The 15807-nt window shown below is 46.6% G+C and carries 19 protein-coding genes; 2 read left to right on the top strand and 17 right to left on the bottom strand.

The genetic code is table 11. From position 1 onward, the window contains the following. Positions 1-107: 107 nt before the first annotated feature. Positions 108-1781, top strand: a complete 1674-nt coding sequence (locus VJ249_03875; protein HKZ93705.1) for a hypothetical protein — start codon at positions 108-110, stop codon at positions 1779-1781. Positions 1782-1829: 48 nt separating this feature from the next. Here VJ249_03875 and VJ249_03870 read toward each other — a convergent pair whose 3' ends face one another. After that, the gene (locus tag VJ249_03870) at positions 1830-2174 is read right to left on the bottom strand and encodes an RNA-binding protein (GenBank protein HKZ93704.1); all 345 of its coding nucleotides are present in this window, start codon (positions 2172-2174) and stop codon (positions 1830-1832) included. A gap of 127 nt (positions 2175-2301) precedes the next feature. Between VJ249_03870 and VJ249_03865 the strand changes: the two genes are divergently transcribed. Then, entirely contained in the window at positions 2302-2514 is a 213-nt protein-coding gene (locus VJ249_03865; protein ID HKZ93703.1) for a hypothetical protein, read from the top strand. 57 nt (positions 2515-2571) lie between these two features. Here the strand turns inward: VJ249_03865 and VJ249_03860 are convergent, their stop codons facing one another. The 16 genes from VJ249_03860 to VJ249_03785 form a co-directional block, all read right to left on the bottom strand. Then, the gene (locus VJ249_03860; protein HKZ93702.1) at positions 2572-3687 is read right to left on the bottom strand and encodes a hypothetical protein; all 1116 of its coding nucleotides are present in this window, start codon (positions 3685-3687) and stop codon (positions 2572-2574) included. 7 nt (positions 3688-3694) lie between these two features. Continuing rightward, a complete protein-coding gene (locus VJ249_03855) occupies positions 3695-3937 on the bottom strand; it encodes a hypothetical protein (GenBank protein ID HKZ93701.1) in 243 nt (80 codons plus the stop codon). Positions 3938-4172: 235 nt separating this feature from the next. Continuing rightward, entirely contained in the window at positions 4173-4550 is a 378-nt protein-coding gene (locus tag VJ249_03850; protein HKZ93700.1) for a hypothetical protein, read from the bottom strand. Positions 4551-4585: 35 nt separating this feature from the next. Further along, on the bottom strand, positions 4586-5119 hold the full coding sequence (locus VJ249_03845) for a hypothetical protein (GenBank protein HKZ93699.1): 534 nt from the start codon (positions 5117-5119) through the stop codon (positions 4586-4588). Positions 5120-5145: 26 nt separating this feature from the next. Further along, entirely contained in the window at positions 5146-6084 is a 939-nt protein-coding gene (locus VJ249_03840; protein HKZ93698.1) for an N-6 DNA methylase, read from the bottom strand. Between the two features lie 21 nt (positions 6085-6105). After that, complete coding sequence (locus VJ249_03835; GenBank protein ID HKZ93697.1) at positions 6106-6540, bottom strand: hypothetical protein; 435 nt, start codon at positions 6538-6540, stop codon at positions 6106-6108. A gap of 5 nt (positions 6541-6545) precedes the next feature. Next, positions 6546-6830 (bottom strand): hypothetical protein, encoded by a 285-nt coding sequence (locus tag VJ249_03830; GenBank protein ID HKZ93696.1) that lies wholly within the window; start codon positions 6828-6830, stop codon positions 6546-6548. Between the two features lie 55 nt (positions 6831-6885). Further along, positions 6886-7509, bottom strand: a complete 624-nt coding sequence (locus VJ249_03825; GenBank protein ID HKZ93695.1) for a hypothetical protein — start codon at positions 7507-7509, stop codon at positions 6886-6888. A gap of 831 nt (positions 7510-8340) precedes the next feature. Further along, on the bottom strand, positions 8341-8832 hold the full coding sequence (locus VJ249_03820; protein HKZ93694.1) for a hypothetical protein: 492 nt from the start codon (positions 8830-8832) through the stop codon (positions 8341-8343). An 83-nt stretch (positions 8833-8915) separates the two neighbouring features. Next, positions 8916-9206 carry a hypothetical protein gene (locus VJ249_03815; GenBank protein HKZ93693.1) on the bottom strand — a complete coding sequence of 97 codons (291 nt, stop codon included), beginning with the start codon at positions 9204-9206 and terminating at the stop codon, positions 8916-8918. A 1582-nt stretch (positions 9207-10788) separates the two neighbouring features. Beyond that, positions 10789-11280 carry a TIR domain-containing protein gene (locus VJ249_03810; protein HKZ93692.1) on the bottom strand — a complete coding sequence of 164 codons (492 nt, stop codon included), beginning with the start codon at positions 11278-11280 and terminating at the stop codon, positions 10789-10791. Positions 11281-11313: 33 nt separating this feature from the next. Then, positions 11314-11763, bottom strand: a complete 450-nt coding sequence (locus VJ249_03805) for a hypothetical protein (protein ID HKZ93691.1) — start codon at positions 11761-11763, stop codon at positions 11314-11316. Positions 11764-12033: 270 nt separating this feature from the next. Beyond that, positions 12034-12258, bottom strand: coding sequence for a hypothetical protein (locus VJ249_03800; GenBank protein ID HKZ93690.1), 225 nt, complete (start codon positions 12256-12258; stop codon positions 12034-12036). A gap of 259 nt (positions 12259-12517) precedes the next feature. Beyond that, positions 12518-12811: a hypothetical protein gene (locus VJ249_03795; GenBank protein HKZ93689.1), complete on the bottom strand. Its 294-nt coding sequence runs from the start codon at positions 12809-12811 to the stop codon at positions 12518-12520. Continuing rightward, positions 12808-13050: a hypothetical protein gene (locus VJ249_03790; protein HKZ93688.1), complete on the bottom strand. Its 243-nt coding sequence runs from the start codon at positions 13048-13050 to the stop codon at positions 12808-12810. The genes VJ249_03795 and VJ249_03790 overlap by 4 nt, the downstream gene beginning before the upstream one ends. Then, complete coding sequence (locus tag VJ249_03785) at positions 13047-15800, bottom strand: hypothetical protein (protein HKZ93687.1); 2754 nt, start codon at positions 15798-15800, stop codon at positions 13047-13049. Before VJ249_03785 ends, VJ249_03790 begins: the two co-directional genes overlap by 4 nt. Between the last annotated feature and the right edge of the window lie 7 nt (positions 15801-15807).

The following is a 15807-nucleotide window of genomic DNA, read 5'->3' as shown; positions in this document are numbered from 1 at the left end:
TCCATTGGTGTTAATTCCCATTAATGCACGTGCTCTTGAATAGAACTTATCTCCACAAGCGTTTTATTGATTGCCCTTGATACATGCTGGTTCGGAGAGAGACTGCTTTGAAAGGTAACCGCAAATACTTGATTGTGGTGGCTTTGCTGGCTGTCATAGCCGTGGTTTTCGGTGTGACGGGAACTGTTGCACCATCTTTTGAGCCGATTTCACCCCAGCAGTCTCCTTCAGAATCAGTTCCACCATATTTCATAATTCCGCCTAACTTTGACAGCGGTTGGGTTGACGTCACGAACAGAACTGGAAGTTACTTCAACATAACGCATAACCTGAACACCTCCGAAGCTTTCGTTGACTTTACTGGAAAGCGGATGCCTACCGGTGACGAACACAGAAGACATATTGGCGGAACAGCCTACGCTCTTGGATTGAGCAGGACATATGGAGGAACAAGCAACGATTATGCGCGTAGCGTTGTTCAAACCCGCGACGGAGGATATGCTATAGTTGGCGGTACTCAATCATACGGCGCCGGGAACTTAGATGCGTGGTTAGTCAAAACCGATTGGACTGGCAATGTAATGTGGAGCAAAACATACGGCGGAGCAGGCGATGACGAGGCATACTCAGTTATTGAGACGATTTATGGGGAATATGCATTGGCTGGCTACACTCATTCTCAGGGCGCTGGAAAAGCTGATTTCTGGCTAGCAAAGACTGATGGGTTTGGGAACTTGCAGTGGAGCAGAACATATGGTGGAGCGGGAGGAGACTTTGGCGAGTCTGTTGTTCAGACCGCTGAAGACGGCTACGCAATAGCTGGACGCACAGATTCCCTTGACACTGGCAACTATGATTTCTGGCTGGTTAAGACTGATTATAATGGAAACATGCAGTGGAATAGGACATATGGAGGAATGCTCAGTGATATGGCTTATTCACTCGTTAAGACAAGTGACGAAGGATACGCGCTGACTGGTTTCACAAGGTCTTTTAGCGGCTACTCTGATTTTTGGTTGGTCAAGACCGATTCTAATGGAAACGCGCAGTGGAACAGAACGTATGGCGTTGGGAATGAAAACATTGCCTATTCTGTGATTCAGACGCAGGACGGAGGATATGCCGTTGCGGGAAGAGGAGGGACCGTCTCTCGTTCGAGCGGTGTCCTCCTTAAGACCGATTCCAACGGAATTCAACAATGGATAAAAAGTTATCCAAAGGGATACTCAAGCGAAACCTACAGTGTTGTCCAAGCAGACGACGGAGGATACGCCCTGGCAGGTGTCTCGGAATCATATGACCCTTGGATGGGCGGAGATGATTTCTACTTTGTCAAGACTGACTTTAGTGGAAACGTCATTTGGAGCAAAATATATGGCGGAACAGGCCCTGATTGGGCGCAATCTGTTGTGGAGACTGGCGACGGTGGAAACGTCTTGGCAGGCATCACCTATTCTCCGGGCGCAGGAGACGCTGATTTCTGGCTCGTAAAGACAGAAGCTGAGCTGGGCTTGGCTATGACCGCATTGACAAACTCTACCATTACTTTGTACCGAGGCAAAACTGACTCTGATTGGAATTTTGTGCGAGTACGCATGTGGACAATCGAAGAACCTACTTGGCAGTACGGCGACATCAACCAAGACGGCGTAGTAGACGCAAAAGACCTGTACATACTAAGCAAGAACTATGGCAAAACCTTCAGCGTGCTCAGCCTCGGCGGCATCGCAGCCGTAGCAGGCATACACATGTACAAGAAGCGAAAGCAACAAAACAGCTAAGCCACAGCATCCTTCTTTCTTTTCTCGTAGGCTAGCGAGTATTTCATTCTAAGGTTTGTTTTCATATCGAACCCAGTTCCCATAACTTCTAGGTATTTTGATGGGTGTCTCTAGCCTCTCTGCTTTTTCCAGAAGCCAGACAAATAGGATGTTCTTTTCCTTAGCGTAGTCTTCTAGCCATTGAGGAGAAACCTGATGCTTGTCTTGGTGTTTCACTAGGTCTTGGACAGGCATAGGAAAACTATCTTTTAGAATGGCTTTTCCATACATCTCTCCGTTTCTACCTAAGCCTATTGGGCCTCTTATTCTGGTGTCTTGTCTTCTGATTTCCCACGTCTTACGTCCACTAAGGATATTGCTGAGGTGAGGTTCTTGAACAATCAACACGTTCAATATGTGTATTCCCCAGATCAGTCATCCAGACCAATGCGGTATGCTTTGTTAGGTTGCATTAAACGATTTGTCGATAAATCTTCTACTGGAAAATGCTTTCAAAAGTTGTAAATAGATGGTGAATTGAATGACGGATTACTGGAATAGAGAAAGGAGAGTGAGAGAATGGACATTGGAAAATGGAAGATACTGGCTGTTTCCCGTGAGCAAATACTTGGCTTGGTGGCTGACCAGCAAAGCGACTGAAGGCAGGCTTTATCCTCACTATTTCCGATTGAATAGAGCTACACAATTCGCTAAGCATGAGAAAACTTCGCTAGATCTCAAAAAGTGGTACTGATTAGTCTATGTCACAAGTATTAAAGAACAGCGACGATTTGCAGTCAGAGCGCGGGCGTTAATCATTCTTGGGAATACTAGAAGTAAGCGTCTCTTCTCCAGAAGCCTTACCCGTCCGTAGTTCTATGCACAGAGCCTTAATCCTCTTGTTCTCAATGGTTTCCTCGTAGTCAGTCGAATTGACTATCTTCATATTGCATTTTTCGGATATTTCTTCTGCGAGCTGCTTTGAAGGTTTGTTGTTCATTCCACGCGATAGTAAGTAGACGACTCTAGCCCCACTTTCAAGGCATCGTAAAACATGCTGTATGTATGGCTTGGAACCTTCGAAAAGAAGGCGCTCGGGGTTTGCCACCAAAAGATAGCCTATCCTAATTCTCTTTCCTATGTAGGGTTCAGCCCCCTTTCTTTCTCCCGATTTTCGACTAGCTAACACGTTGAGCTGCACCAATAGCTCCTTTGTCTCCTTCAAGGCAGCTTTGTCTTCGACTGGATACAGCTCCAGACCTACTTCCTTTATCTCTTCCAGATAGACTCGTGTGAATAGCCCATGGTCGTCAAGGTTGTTCATGATGCTCATGTATTTCCTGACGCCTTCCAAAGCCAGCTCTTTGTTCAGTACGTTAGTGAGGAAGTAGTCGAGAGCACCTTGGTCTCTGTTGAGAAGAATCTTCTTTACCATTGCAGCGTCCATAGCTATCTGAATGGGTCTTTCCAAGTAAGGTCTTGAGAACGGGATCATTCCTTTCGAGATATAGTCGACTACCGCATAGGCAATGTTTCGGGGGTTCTCTCGATGTTCTTTCATTCGGATTATTACCACTTCTTGACCAGTATCCAGATAAGAAGGCTTACTTACCCACTCCACTTTGGCTAGGTATGGAATTACTCCTTTAGCCTCATTATTGATTTCCTCTTGCGCCGAATTCAGGCTCTGCTCGATTTTTAGGGCTACAGCGCTTTTTTCACCAAGCTTCCAAAATGATAAGCCTCTGGCAATCCAAGCGCCAATTCCTTGGAATGATGGGACTGAGGTGAGAGCGTGGAAAAGCAGAATACCAAATGCCGCCCAGCTTCCCATCGCTCCTATGGCTTGAAGGATAATATTGAAAGAGAGATAGACCAGACTCACTATTCCTGTTGTTACAAAGAAAACGGCAGCAATTATGTACAAGCTCGTTCTAAGTGGCGTCTTCTTTCCTCTCCTTCGCCTTGGTTTTGAATCTATAGAAGCACTCGAGGTCGTCGCAACAAACTTTGACTTCACCCTTGGACAAAGTGATAAATCCAACATTTTCCAGCGTAATCACACAACCGCATTCATGGCATTTCAGTTCTTTCCTAAGAATCCTATCCAATAGGTTAAGGTCAGTCAAAAACCGCATTAGGTCTTGATCATGAACGGCATAAATCCTGCGTTCCACAGTCCGTTCACCATTGACAACTATAGTGTCCATCAGTTTTGTCTTTAAGCTTTGCAGTCAGCAGTGGGTGAGCAGGAATGGTGAGGTGCTGGGGCTGCCTCAAAACCTCGTCAAAGCCTTCTTCCCAACCACCAGCTTGGACTTGATGCGGGAGCTTTGGATGATAGCAAAATAGTTGACTACTCGAGACGTACGTGAACATTGCTTTTCACCCCAAAAAAGAAAAAAGAGTGGTTTATTTGTGCAGCAACATGTCTCTCAATGTGAACCTTGGCTTTGGTTTCTCTGACGCCATAATTTCCATTAGCCATGTTTCTATCCTTCCTTTGTCTTCAGGGCTGGCGAATGTTATTTTGGTTTGGTGATGGCTGTCGAGATAGGGCTTAAACTCGATGCTGAAGCCCCAGTATTCTATTTCTGGACCCCATCTTCCTTGTTTTCCTGTAGGTCTATGGATTTGAACAGATATCCTCCGGGGTTTACCATCATCATAGTAGAAGTTCAGAGTCATGTCTTCCGTTGACATCTTACGGAATCTTGGAAGCTCGTGTGCAAGTTTCTGTAGACCTGCCTCGAATTGGTCTATGCTGAATTCGCTTCTTAGAGTCGGCATTGCAAAAATCACTCCGAAAAAAAAGAAAGAATGGATTATTTCTTGCGTATCGGCAACTTCTTTGGTGTTGGATGGGTTTTCATGTAGTGCGTAAACGGGAACAGAGTCAACTCTATTTGCTCAACTATTGACCGTGCATCTGACATCCTCTTAGGAATGTAGTCGAATACTCTGACTCCGAATTCGTTGCGTTTGAAGAACTTACGGAGATGTTCGATTGTTGTATATTTGTGGATCCACCCGTGAATGTCGTAATGTTGTAGGCTGCCGCAGACCTGCCAAAGAAACTGATAAAAATAGTATGATAGGTTGGGCATTCTTCTCTGGTCTTGATTGTAAAGGCTGCCGACTTTCATCAGTTTTTCCAAGTTGTTGATTATTCGGTCTTTGCTCCACACTGGATTGCCGTTGACCATGATGGTGGCGCGTATGTGATGCTGGTCGATGAGCTTCTGTATTTTCAAACGGGCTTTTGTCTCACGCATGAGCAGTACTGACTCGTTCTTGCGGATGATTTTGACAGCATCGTTGATTTCTTTCTCAGTTCCATGATATGTGAGCTTTATCAATGTTCACCCCAAAAAAAAGAAGAGGGTTATTGGTCTGATTTCTTGATTGGTGTTGTCATTACTGGTGCAACTGGTTCAAGTTTTTCTTTCGGTAGCTCGGTGAATGCTTTCAGCGAGAACTTGTGCGCTGTGATAGGCGGCTCTTTCCAGTAGAACGGTGTCATGTCGGGTGGGTCCCAACGGTTGCCTAAATCCCATATTTGGCTGCCTGGTCCAGTTTCCTCATAGTCTAGACTGAGCGTGTCGGCACAGATTATGCTGTATGGATGGTTGCTGAAGAGCGCCATATTTACTAGGCATGCTTGGTAAAGCGATATGTTCACTTCTATTCCGAACATGACAAGCGGTGCCTTCGGCATCATCTGAGAGGCGACGATGAGAAATCTTCCAGTGCCCGTACATGGGTCGAGCTGGGTTTTCAATGGAAATCGCAAAGGTTCGATGTGTCTGGGCGGCGAATGATATTCCAGCCAATAGTCTATTACGTATTGACGGTAGGATTCCCAGCATAGCAATTCGGCTTCGGGGTTCCAGTTTCCGTAAGTCATTGTAGTCATCATTTCAACAATGGCTCTGGGCGTCGGATTCTGACCTTCCCGGACCAGCTCGAGTTTTTCACACCAAACTTCGCCTATGTGATCCCACGGCGACGCTTTGCCTGCTACATAATAGTGTTGGAATAGGTCTTGTCGTTCCAGATGCTCGTATATTGGGTCCTTTTTCAGGTCTAATCCTTGGAATCCTCGTAGTGGGCCATGGCTTGCTAAGCCTGTTTTCTTGTTGAGAACCAGCCATTTTGCTATGTATTCCACCATCATTTCCCAGCAACGGTAATTGTGGTGGTGAGTTCTCATTCTGATTTCTTCGATCATTCTCATAAGCAAGCCTACAGGGTCGCTTTGTGAATATTTGTTCACTCGAGTTCTGCGCACTAATTCTCGTAGTTCTTCGGATTCTTCACTCATGATTTGCACCCCGAAAAAAAATTATGGGTTCTCTTGAACGTATGCCTTCAAAGAGAATTTCTTTGACGTTATGATTGGCAGCTTGAAGTCTTTCACTAGGTCTCGCGGAATGTATTGCAGATTGAGCGAGGTGCTGATTGCCATTAATAGTCTCTTGGTGGTTTTTTCGTCAAGATCGTCTGCAATCTGATGTATTTGGTAGTTGCCTGGACCCATTCCAGCAAGCACTCCCAGATTGGCTACCATGTTGAACAGCCACATTGCGGTGCCCATGATTCCGCCTATCGTGTCGCAATCTCTCCAATCGCCCCCGCGGCGAGTGCTGTTCAAGCTGTCGTACGATTTCTCGCCTATGGCTTCCTTGTTGGTTTCCAGCCATTCTGAAAAAGCCTCCAAAAGCATTCTTCTGGAATGCTTGATGATGAAGACTATTGTTTCTGGTATTTCTTCTGTCATCGGGTTCAGCCTGCTTGACGAGCTATAAATTCCCTGAGCGAGAATTTTCCATCTGTCACTGGTGCAATTTCTGAGGGCTTGGGCAGAGCTGTTTGGCTTGATAGATAATACTCGATAGGATGCTGCTCTCGGTATTGATTGTATCTTTCTGCCCAATTTTCTATCGCAAACACGTCGCCGCTTAGCCGCAACTCTCTGACTATGCTCATTAGGTGGCTTTTGTTCTCCCAGTATGAAATTTCATTATCGATTTCCTGTGGGTCTATCTCGTATTTATCGCAGATTTTCAAAAGCTGCCTTCGTTCCAGATGATTCAGTTGGAATTCACCCCGAAAAAGAAAGGAACTAGATTGGCATTATTGGCGCTCCTGGAAAAAACCATTCTTCGAAATCGTAGCTTGGTCGACCACCGGTCAGGTTCCATGAATTCAGTCGTTTGTAGAAGTTGCAGGCGAGAACCAAGTTTTGCCTACTGATTCTTTCTCCCCATGCCAGCCTTGCTTTGATGAAGTCATCTGTGCCCGAGTGGGATATTGGTCGTCCTGCTCTGAAAGCTTCTGCTTCTTCCCAGTACGAAGGAATGTAGTAATCTCTGATCCGTGGGAATTCTTTGAATCGTTGGTGGACTTCTAGAGGGCTTTCTAGAGGGCTGTCGTCTTCGTCTTCCCATTCATCATCTTGGAAAAGAAACCAAGGCAGCCCTCTTGAACGGTATCTTTCTATTGAAATCGTGGTTTCTGCGTAGCATAGCTCGCATTCTCTGATGTGTCGAGCCATCCAAACGTCCCATGCAGTAACGCGTATGAAATCCCGCAGCAACTCAAGTGCTTCAGCTTTCCACCTGCGGTCATTCATCCTTGTTAGAAGAGCCATCATTTCTGGACCAGGCTCGTCGTTGCTTCGCTTGTACCTGATTTTTCTCTGCGGTTTCGGTTTAATGCGATCCAGCAATAACTGTAGTTCAGCCAATTTTACACCCCCAAAAGAAGAAAGAGGGAAAACGTGAGTATCTTTCAAACCACAAGTTCACGCACCCCAGATTTCCTACTGCCCTGTGGGCAAGGTCGGCTCAAGCTCTCGTGCCCGAGAACGCTGGGGTTCGGCTGCAGCGGGCTCGCTGCATTCGCCGCCTACCATCCCACAGGTGAAACAGTGTAGTTCTAGAGGGTTTCGTAGTGGCCTGAGCTTCCTAGCCTACGCTTCACTGTAATGTATCCTCAGCGTAGTTTCCCGCCATCTTGCTCTATTGAGCAGGCATAAGCCTGCAAGGAAGAGTAGTGGTGTAGCCAGGCTTCTGTAAAATTCTGCGGGTATCGTCTTATCTCTGCGTCGCTGGGGTGTTTCCATCCAACCTTGCGGTTGGACTTGTTATCCTAGAAACATGCGACTTGCTACGTCATCGAAACCCTCTTGTGAGTAGGTTTCATTGTATAGGCTAAAACGGGCTTTCTCGCCCTTTTCTTTGCACTTCGATTCAGTGCTCCCGCTGGCAAACGCCATAAGGGTTTAAAAAAAAGGCTTGTCTCCACTTGAGAGGCAACACATCGAATCTAAAATCCATACTCGATGCGGTAGATAACTGCTGGAGTTTCTCAACCCCACTTCGAAATGGATTAGAGATGTTGCTCTCAAGTTACGGAGAAGCCCACTTTCTTTTTCTCAAACCCGTACTTTAACTGCCAGCGAATTGAACAGCTAACCGCAGAGTAGCCTTTCCCCTAGGCCGTCAGTCGGGCAAACCGACTGACTATGGCAAAAGGAAAAAATGGGTGATGATAAGAAGACCTGTGAGAAGAGAGCTTATGCAGCCCTCTTCTTTTTCTTCTCGTTTTTCTGCGCTACTAAGGCGTCGTCAAGCCATTTGCCCAGAGAGAACTTCGGCTGAACAGGTTTACCCAGCTCGTTGAGAGCGTCAGGAATTGCAACTGTGTCCATGTATTTGACACCCTTCGCCAATACGCTGATTGGCTCACGTAGTGGCTTAGCCACTTCGGCTAGGGCTTCGTTTGCTTTCTTGATGCTTTCCTGTTTCGCAACGTAGCCTTTCATGTCGGCGTTCTCAATGATCTTCGTAATGCTGTCTTTAAGGTCTTTGCGTGCTGTCGCAACGACCTTGCGCTCTTTCTCTGTTTTCTCTGTCATCTCTGATTGCTTGAGTTTCCTGCCGAGCATGTAAGCCCATCTTTCGTGGACAATATCTCGGAATCCACGCAGAAGGGTCAGCTCTTCAGGAACCACCTGAACAGTCTCAGTTTGAGCAACGGCTTTAACTGCCTTGGTTTGCTGAACCAAAATGTATCACCATTTTCTTTTGGGAGTCTAACTCTGTGTGCTGATTTCGCTGTATGCAGAATACGGCATATTCTCCCAACTGCCTATCCAAAAACAGGGGATTGGCGACTCTTGATGGTCTGGTTTCTGTGGCGTATAGCGTGATAATAGTGTTTGTCTTGCTTGAGCAGCCTGAACATCTCAGCGTCTCCGCCTGTCAGTCTTGTCGTTGTTGCCCAAACAGACAATTCATTAAGGGTTATCTCTGTTGCAAAGTCCACAACGTCTTCATTGTGGCTCTTGGACAGGTGGTCTAGAATCTTGGTCTTGATCGACTGCACGTTCTCAGAATCCATCATGTAGTCGCATAGTTTGCAGCTTGAAACGTAGTGCATTTGTCCCACTTCTTGGGGCAGTTGGTTTGAGAAGCCTATTACTGCAATCGGCAGTTTTCACAGTTCGTTCTGTTGTGTCGGTTCTGCTATCCGTTCACCCTTTCACACAAAAAGCCTTCTCGGTAGAACTGTCTGTGTCGCTACTAGGATAGCTGACAGACTTTATAGTGCGTATGCACGACAACAGAAACGAGTCGCTACTATGGTAAATTCTAGACGCTTTATTTCGCTTCAACCGCCTCTTAACAGCGTCTCTGAGACGCTACGCTAACCATAACGTCTCGCTTATGCACAGCGTTAAGCTGTTGTCATGCACAGTCTAGCCATAACAACATGACTTAAGGTCAATACCAAAAGGCGTTTAGCGTGGTATCCCTCAACTAGCATTATGGTCTTAATGCCATAGTCTTACATGGGTTAAGATTCATAATGTCAGCACAAGACCATCAACATAAAAAATATATGAAGATATTTGTTAATTAGGTTTAACAAATAATAGCACAAATTACGGTAATTTGTTTAAGTATCTGATGGGACTGAGAGATCCTAGATTTCCCATGAAACTCAAGAGACTCCCTAGTTTTTCGTCGGCGACTCCCGACAACGCCCTGAGTCTAGGTTAGGAATAAGCAATTAAAGACTTCTGCAAAGGAGGACAAAGGCTCTTTGAAAGGTCAGCGCAAAGGCTACGAAAGGGCGCCCTTGAAGGACATTAAAGGGTTTTGAAAGGTTGATTAGAAACCTGCCTATCAAAAGCTACTAAAGGCTTTAAAGGGCTTTCAAAGAGTCTTGTTGCTCATTCTAGCCTTCCATTGCCTATCAAAAACGACCAAGCTTTGAAAAGCTTTGCATAAAGGGTGAACGCCGCACAAAAGGGAAAAAGGCACTCTAAAGCCGCAAAGAGGTCTCTTGTAAGCTTTAGAAATGCTTTCAATGGCTTTGCAAAAGCTCTGAGGACTCGCTGGGCACGAGTCTTCCGGGTCCATAGAAGATTCTTCCAGAACAATCATTCACAAAGCGGTTAAGCGCCCAGAGACTTCAGGGACTATGGAGAGAGAGGAAGGGCGCCTCCAAACTACTATGAGGATCCCGCTGCTGCTGATTCGAGCCTCAAAAGGCTTCGTAGGACCCGTTTGAGGGGCGCCAATCAGGGCCTGTTTGCGGAACTCGAGGGACTCGCTTTAGGGTTGTTGAAACGTTTCAAGGCGAGTCTTGGGATACTCGTAGTAATCCGGTATGAATCACTTGCCACGTCGACGTGCAGGTCTCTGCTGACTCATTGATTTCAGTCTGGATCCGGCGCTGGCCACTGGCAACGCGCTGCCAGGTTGTTTAAAAGCAAGTTGGCAATGTACCGCCAAGGGGGCTAAGGCTGTGAGGCGCGCCGAGTCGTTTACTACGAGGATACTCTCCGTGAAGTGGAAAAAGACTCGCCCTTGGCGTCTTCTTGTCCCAAGATTTCAGCGTCAACCTTGCGAAGCATAGTCTCCAGCTCTTGCTTTGAGTAGCTCATCAGTTCACCCAGCGTAGATGGTAAAGTAGTCTTGATAAAGAAGAAATAAACTCTAATCCTTTCTTTTTTCTATCTTCCAGCCTTTTGAGCAGCTTTCTCTACCCAATCACCAAAGTTATCATAGCCATTATCATTGACCCAATCATATGTTGGATACAATTGTGACAAGTATGTTTTCTGACCATTCTGTTCTATATACCGATTATCGAATGGATTGCTACCCTTAGTGTCTGTGAGACTATTCTGGTCTTTTACGTTGTGAATGTATATTCCAAGCATCCCATTTCCTTTGCGAGAACTCTGGTCTATTTCATAACCCACCCATCGTCTTTTGGATGTCTCTCCTCCTATCAGAACCACAGTAACCGAAGTACCGTCTAACTGTCTCATAATCCAACGTTTTATTGCTTCTTCTCCTTCTCTCTCTAGGCTTTCCCAACCAGCTTTATCGATATAACCAGCTTCTTCTATGTCGGGTTTGGTTACCCAGCTATTTCTGACCTGACTAACTCTCCAAATGTCTCTCTCATAATGAAAACTGAAGAAAACTCTTCTAACCATCTATATCACTTTCTCAAATATCAGTCTCAAGTCTTACTTAAATTGAATGGCACTAAGGTCAACATATATCGAAACAACAATGATTATTAGCAACAGTCCATAGAAAGCAATAAGTGTTTTAAAGAACATGACTCGAACTGTATGAGGAACTTCCTTTCCAAATCTCTTCTCCAAGCTATCTTTAGACATGTCTAACAAAAATTCATCATTGTTACTAGCTCTGTTCTTTATCAACCAACCATACAGCTTTCGATACAGTCTTTCCATTCTGAGAAAATAGGCATCATAAATCCAGAAAATAATCCAAGGCAAGAATGCAACATAGTGATGATAAGAAACTCCCTGAATAAGCAGAGATGCTACAACCAACGTAATCGCCCATCCCTTTATCAAGAAAGAATTGCTTGCCATTCTTGAAATAATGTCTTGAGCAATTTCACATTCCTTGAGAAAGCATTCATGTAAGTTTTCAGTATTTGTCATTCTGACTCCTTTTCAGACTTACTCTTTCAATGGGTTTATGGTTTGCTATACCAGTAGAAAGAAATGTCTTTTGAAAGTCTAATGGTTTCCAAGTGTCATTGAATTCCCAATATCTCTAGCAGCAATGCTTTCCACAGTTTACTCGATCCCAAACCACTGAGCCTTTGAGCCCTTCTTTGAGCTCCAGGGCAGCGAGGATATCGCTTTTTTCCTTCTGTTTTCTTAGGGCAACTTGTGACGTCTGCATTTATTCAGACACTCTCAACAAATTCATTCATTCTCTTTTCCCTTCTTCTTTCTAGGACGACCGCGCTCCTTCGATAGGTCTATGATGTCCGTCTTTGGTTCTTCCTCATCAGTCCAGACCTTTTTGAAAACCCTTCTGAAGTAGACTTCGACAACGCTCCCTGGGAGAATGTTGTAGGTTTCAGAGAAAATGTGTGGAAGATAGAGGTATGTTCCAGCGCCGCCTTTAGTAGAGACTCGGCAAAGCACCGAGACTCCAATTTTTTCTACTGCCGTTGGGTTTAAGGAGTCGTTTAGCGTGTTCCTCAGACAAAGTGTATGAATTCATACACTCCTCTACTTTCTGACTTTCTGGCAAGTTTTACCATCTCCATGACTATAAAAAAAACATGAATGAACCTTCTCAAGCCTTGGTTCATGCAGAGTCAAGATTTTTAATCTCGCTAGAGCTGAGCTTTTGGTCTCAAATCGGTTGTCTAGAGACCCTGCTTTTGACGTATGTACGCGATTAAATAACATATTGAACCATCTTCTCTATTGTTTTTTGAGGACTCTCAGTCGAAAAGGGCGCCTGATCCAGTAGCGCGAGAATTTCGTCAACGTCTTGCCGAAGCCGCTGAAACGCCGAGCAGACCTTGATCAAGTCTTTTTGCGACAACCGTTCCCAAGACACTTGGATCAAGAGGAAACGATTCAGCTGCTCGGCTAGGTCCTTTTTCGGCAATTTCTCCCAGGACACGTTTTCGACTAGCAGAAATCGGTTGAGATCTGCGGCCATCTCTGCTTTGCTTTTGACCTTCATTTTCCCACATCCTGTTCAGGTAGACTCAAGCGTCGACGTAGCTCTCTCATTCTGTCAGGACCCATTTCATGCTCAAGACAGGCAGCGTGGAATATTCTGCCATTGGAAATGATGAGTGTGCCTTGCAGAACTGCTGTGCGAAATACGTCCCCGCTTGGCAGGTCTGTGCTGCATATTGGGCACTTTCCATAGGTTCTAGGTTTCTCAGTTTCCAACATCCTTCGGGTTCGTTCATTCATGCATTACTTCTCTCCTCGAATTCTCTGACCAGATCTTGAATTCGGCCCCCACAGTCGACGCAGAGTCCATCATAGCGGCTTCCGTCAACAAACTGAAGCTGCCAAACCAAATTGACGTCATGCTTCTGGCAAAGAGGGCAAGTCCCCTTTTGAACTGGGTCCAGCGGCACGAGGCTCAGAATCGGGTTGTTGCCTTTCTGAAACTCTGATTGCAGCCAAGCGAAGAATTCTCGGACCGATGACGCTTGTGACGCTTGTGACGGTGTTTGTGCGAGTTTTTCCGGTTCTTTGTTTTTGGGCTGAGTTGGCATCTCTACCTGATTGCCAGATAAACTTTCAAAACTACCTGCCGAAGCGTCACTAGCGTCACTCAAGTAAGCCTTCAAGTCACTGCCCTTGCCCCAGTCGGACTGTCTTGCGACGCTTGTGACGCCTGGTACGGCATTTATGTGAATTAATCTGGCGCTCCCAGTTCTATCTCTTTCAATCTCCAGGCCCACTGCGGACAGGGACGGGGCCAACTCATTCAGAATTCGCGACAGCACGTGCGGTTTCTTGGGCCAAGCTTTCTGTCGAGTGCTAATCTTGAGATCTTTTGCCTTCTCCTCGAGCTCGCTGAAAAGTTGGGAAACGGTTCCGCTCCAACCCGTCAGCTTGTTCGTCTCCATCAGACTAATGAGGGCATCAGATATTGGGTTGGCGCGAACGGCTTCCAGATTTTGAGCGTTGATATTCTCTTCGTATGCATTGATGAAGCACTCCGGCTTGAGACCCAACGCCTGGGTTATCGCGTGTCCCCAGATAGTGTAGTCCGCCATTCTATTGAGTGATTCAAGTTTGACCGTGGGATAAAGATTCAAAGCCTTAACCAACACGTCTAACATACCTGCAAGAATCTTCGGTTGATCTTGGGCGAACCTGGCTCTGAGCTCGCTCTCCGTCTTGCGATGGTCTTTGGGTATAGCCTCGAGGCCTAGTAGAACGCTGCGCTGAAGGAGGTCTCCTCGCTCCGCGGCGATATTGATGTCGGTTAGCCCAACACAACGGTGGTACTGGTAGATTATGTCATCGTCATCGGTGTAGAGTTGGCGTTTGCTGACTCCTCCTCCGGTGACGGCTCGACAGAACACGTTGCTCTGCCATGGTGGAAGGCTCCCGATGTTATCGAAAAACGAACACCAGCTATGGTCCAGGTTCTGGACAAGCTCAACATACCGCGTTGGAAGCGAGAGAAGATCGAGTTGGCTAGGGTCGATGAGGAGCCGAATGATCCGTAACGCCCACGTCTTGCCGCTGCCTTGGGGTCCGAAAAGAATTATCACCACATGCGGGATGCCTGGAATAAGATTTGTGATGACAGCCACGACATAGAGAAGCTGGTCTCCTAAATGCTTGATGTTGGCATAGTCCAAGATGCTTCCTATATGCTTCAGCGATCCGTGTATTGGAATGGGGATTGGTTGCTGGTGGCTGTAGCGGCGGAAGAGGATAGGCGGGTGATTCACGACCTCCCAGCCTGCCCTAGTGACGTGGATTGCACGCCATTGATCATCGCAGAGATCTAGCCATATGCTTCCGTCTTCTCCTGGTGCTACTCGGTTGTAAAGCTGATGCTTCTCCCCATCGTTTGCCAAAGCTTCAAGGACGTTGAGAGCTGATGATAATGCCTCGCCGCTGGGCGCTTTCTCTCTGTCTCGCCAAAGAAGGCTACTCAGCCAGGTCTTCGTCTCCTTGCTTCGAAGCCTCATGGTGACCAGCGCCTCGCCCTTTCGGATCCGGATGTAGGGCTCTCGCCTCTCATCGTGAAACAGTGAGACACTTTCGGCTTGGGCAAGTTTGATCATAGCGTCTGCTTGGCTTTCTCTGCCCTCTTCGTCGCCCTTCGTGCCACCTCCAACGCCGGGCGTCTTGGGGCATTCAGGGAGACAATAACCCCAACTCTTGATAGAAACGCATGAAGCGGTCCTGGCAGGATTCGCGCTTGCCACTTGCGTCAAGCACTTGTCCCGGTCAAAGTCAGCCTGATGTCCAAAAAGCTCAACAACATCGACCTCAGACAAACCGAGCCGCTTGTATTCGCTGGCAATGGCCAGTCGCATCAAATGAGAAATGCGGCGATCCTTCTCTAGAGCCACTTCACAGCACATGCGCGCCTTGGTTTTCCGGCGCCTTTTCCTAGGTGCTGCGGTTTTTGTAGCCTCTCGCGATTTCCCAACACCGATGTGGTACAACCCGTCGTAAAACGTGCTCTCAAGGTCCTCTAAAACGGTCGGCTCATTGTCGTTCATACGAGTATAACCATTGCTGGGAGCCATGACGATGAGCTTGTCCTTCCCTAAAAGCTCGAGAGCTAGTGAATCGTGAAAACTGCTCACTGTGCCGGGCTGCTTTCTCGAATAGAAAACCCAGTGCTCGCCACCTGAAGGCGTCTTCTCAATCCTTGTGGCTAGAAGGTCTTTCAGGAACTTCTTTCCCAACTCCTTCGCATTCTCAGAAACATTCTTGACGTCGTAATCAATGGCACCCAGGTACAGTCCGTCAATCCTCTTGGCGCCACCTATTAGAGCAAAGCCGTCAGCTTGATTCCATGGCAGATTAATGAAATCATCACTTGACTGCTGAGAAGACTGAAGCTCTGCCCACTTGATTAGAGGCGTTTTTCCTTTGACCGGCACAATGTTCAAGCCGAGTCGCCAATACTCACTGGCAACCCCCTTGATATCTCGTTCAGCCTGCCGCTCTGTGTTCATGGCAATC

The sequence above is a fragment of the Candidatus Bathyarchaeia archaeon genome, from assembly GCA_035283685.1.
GTDB lineage: Archaea > Thermoproteota > Bathyarchaeia > Bathyarchaeales > Bathyarchaeaceae > DATETJ01.
The sequence above is the reverse complement of the archived record's forward strand: the minus strand, read 5'-3'. Positions and strand labels throughout refer to the sequence as shown.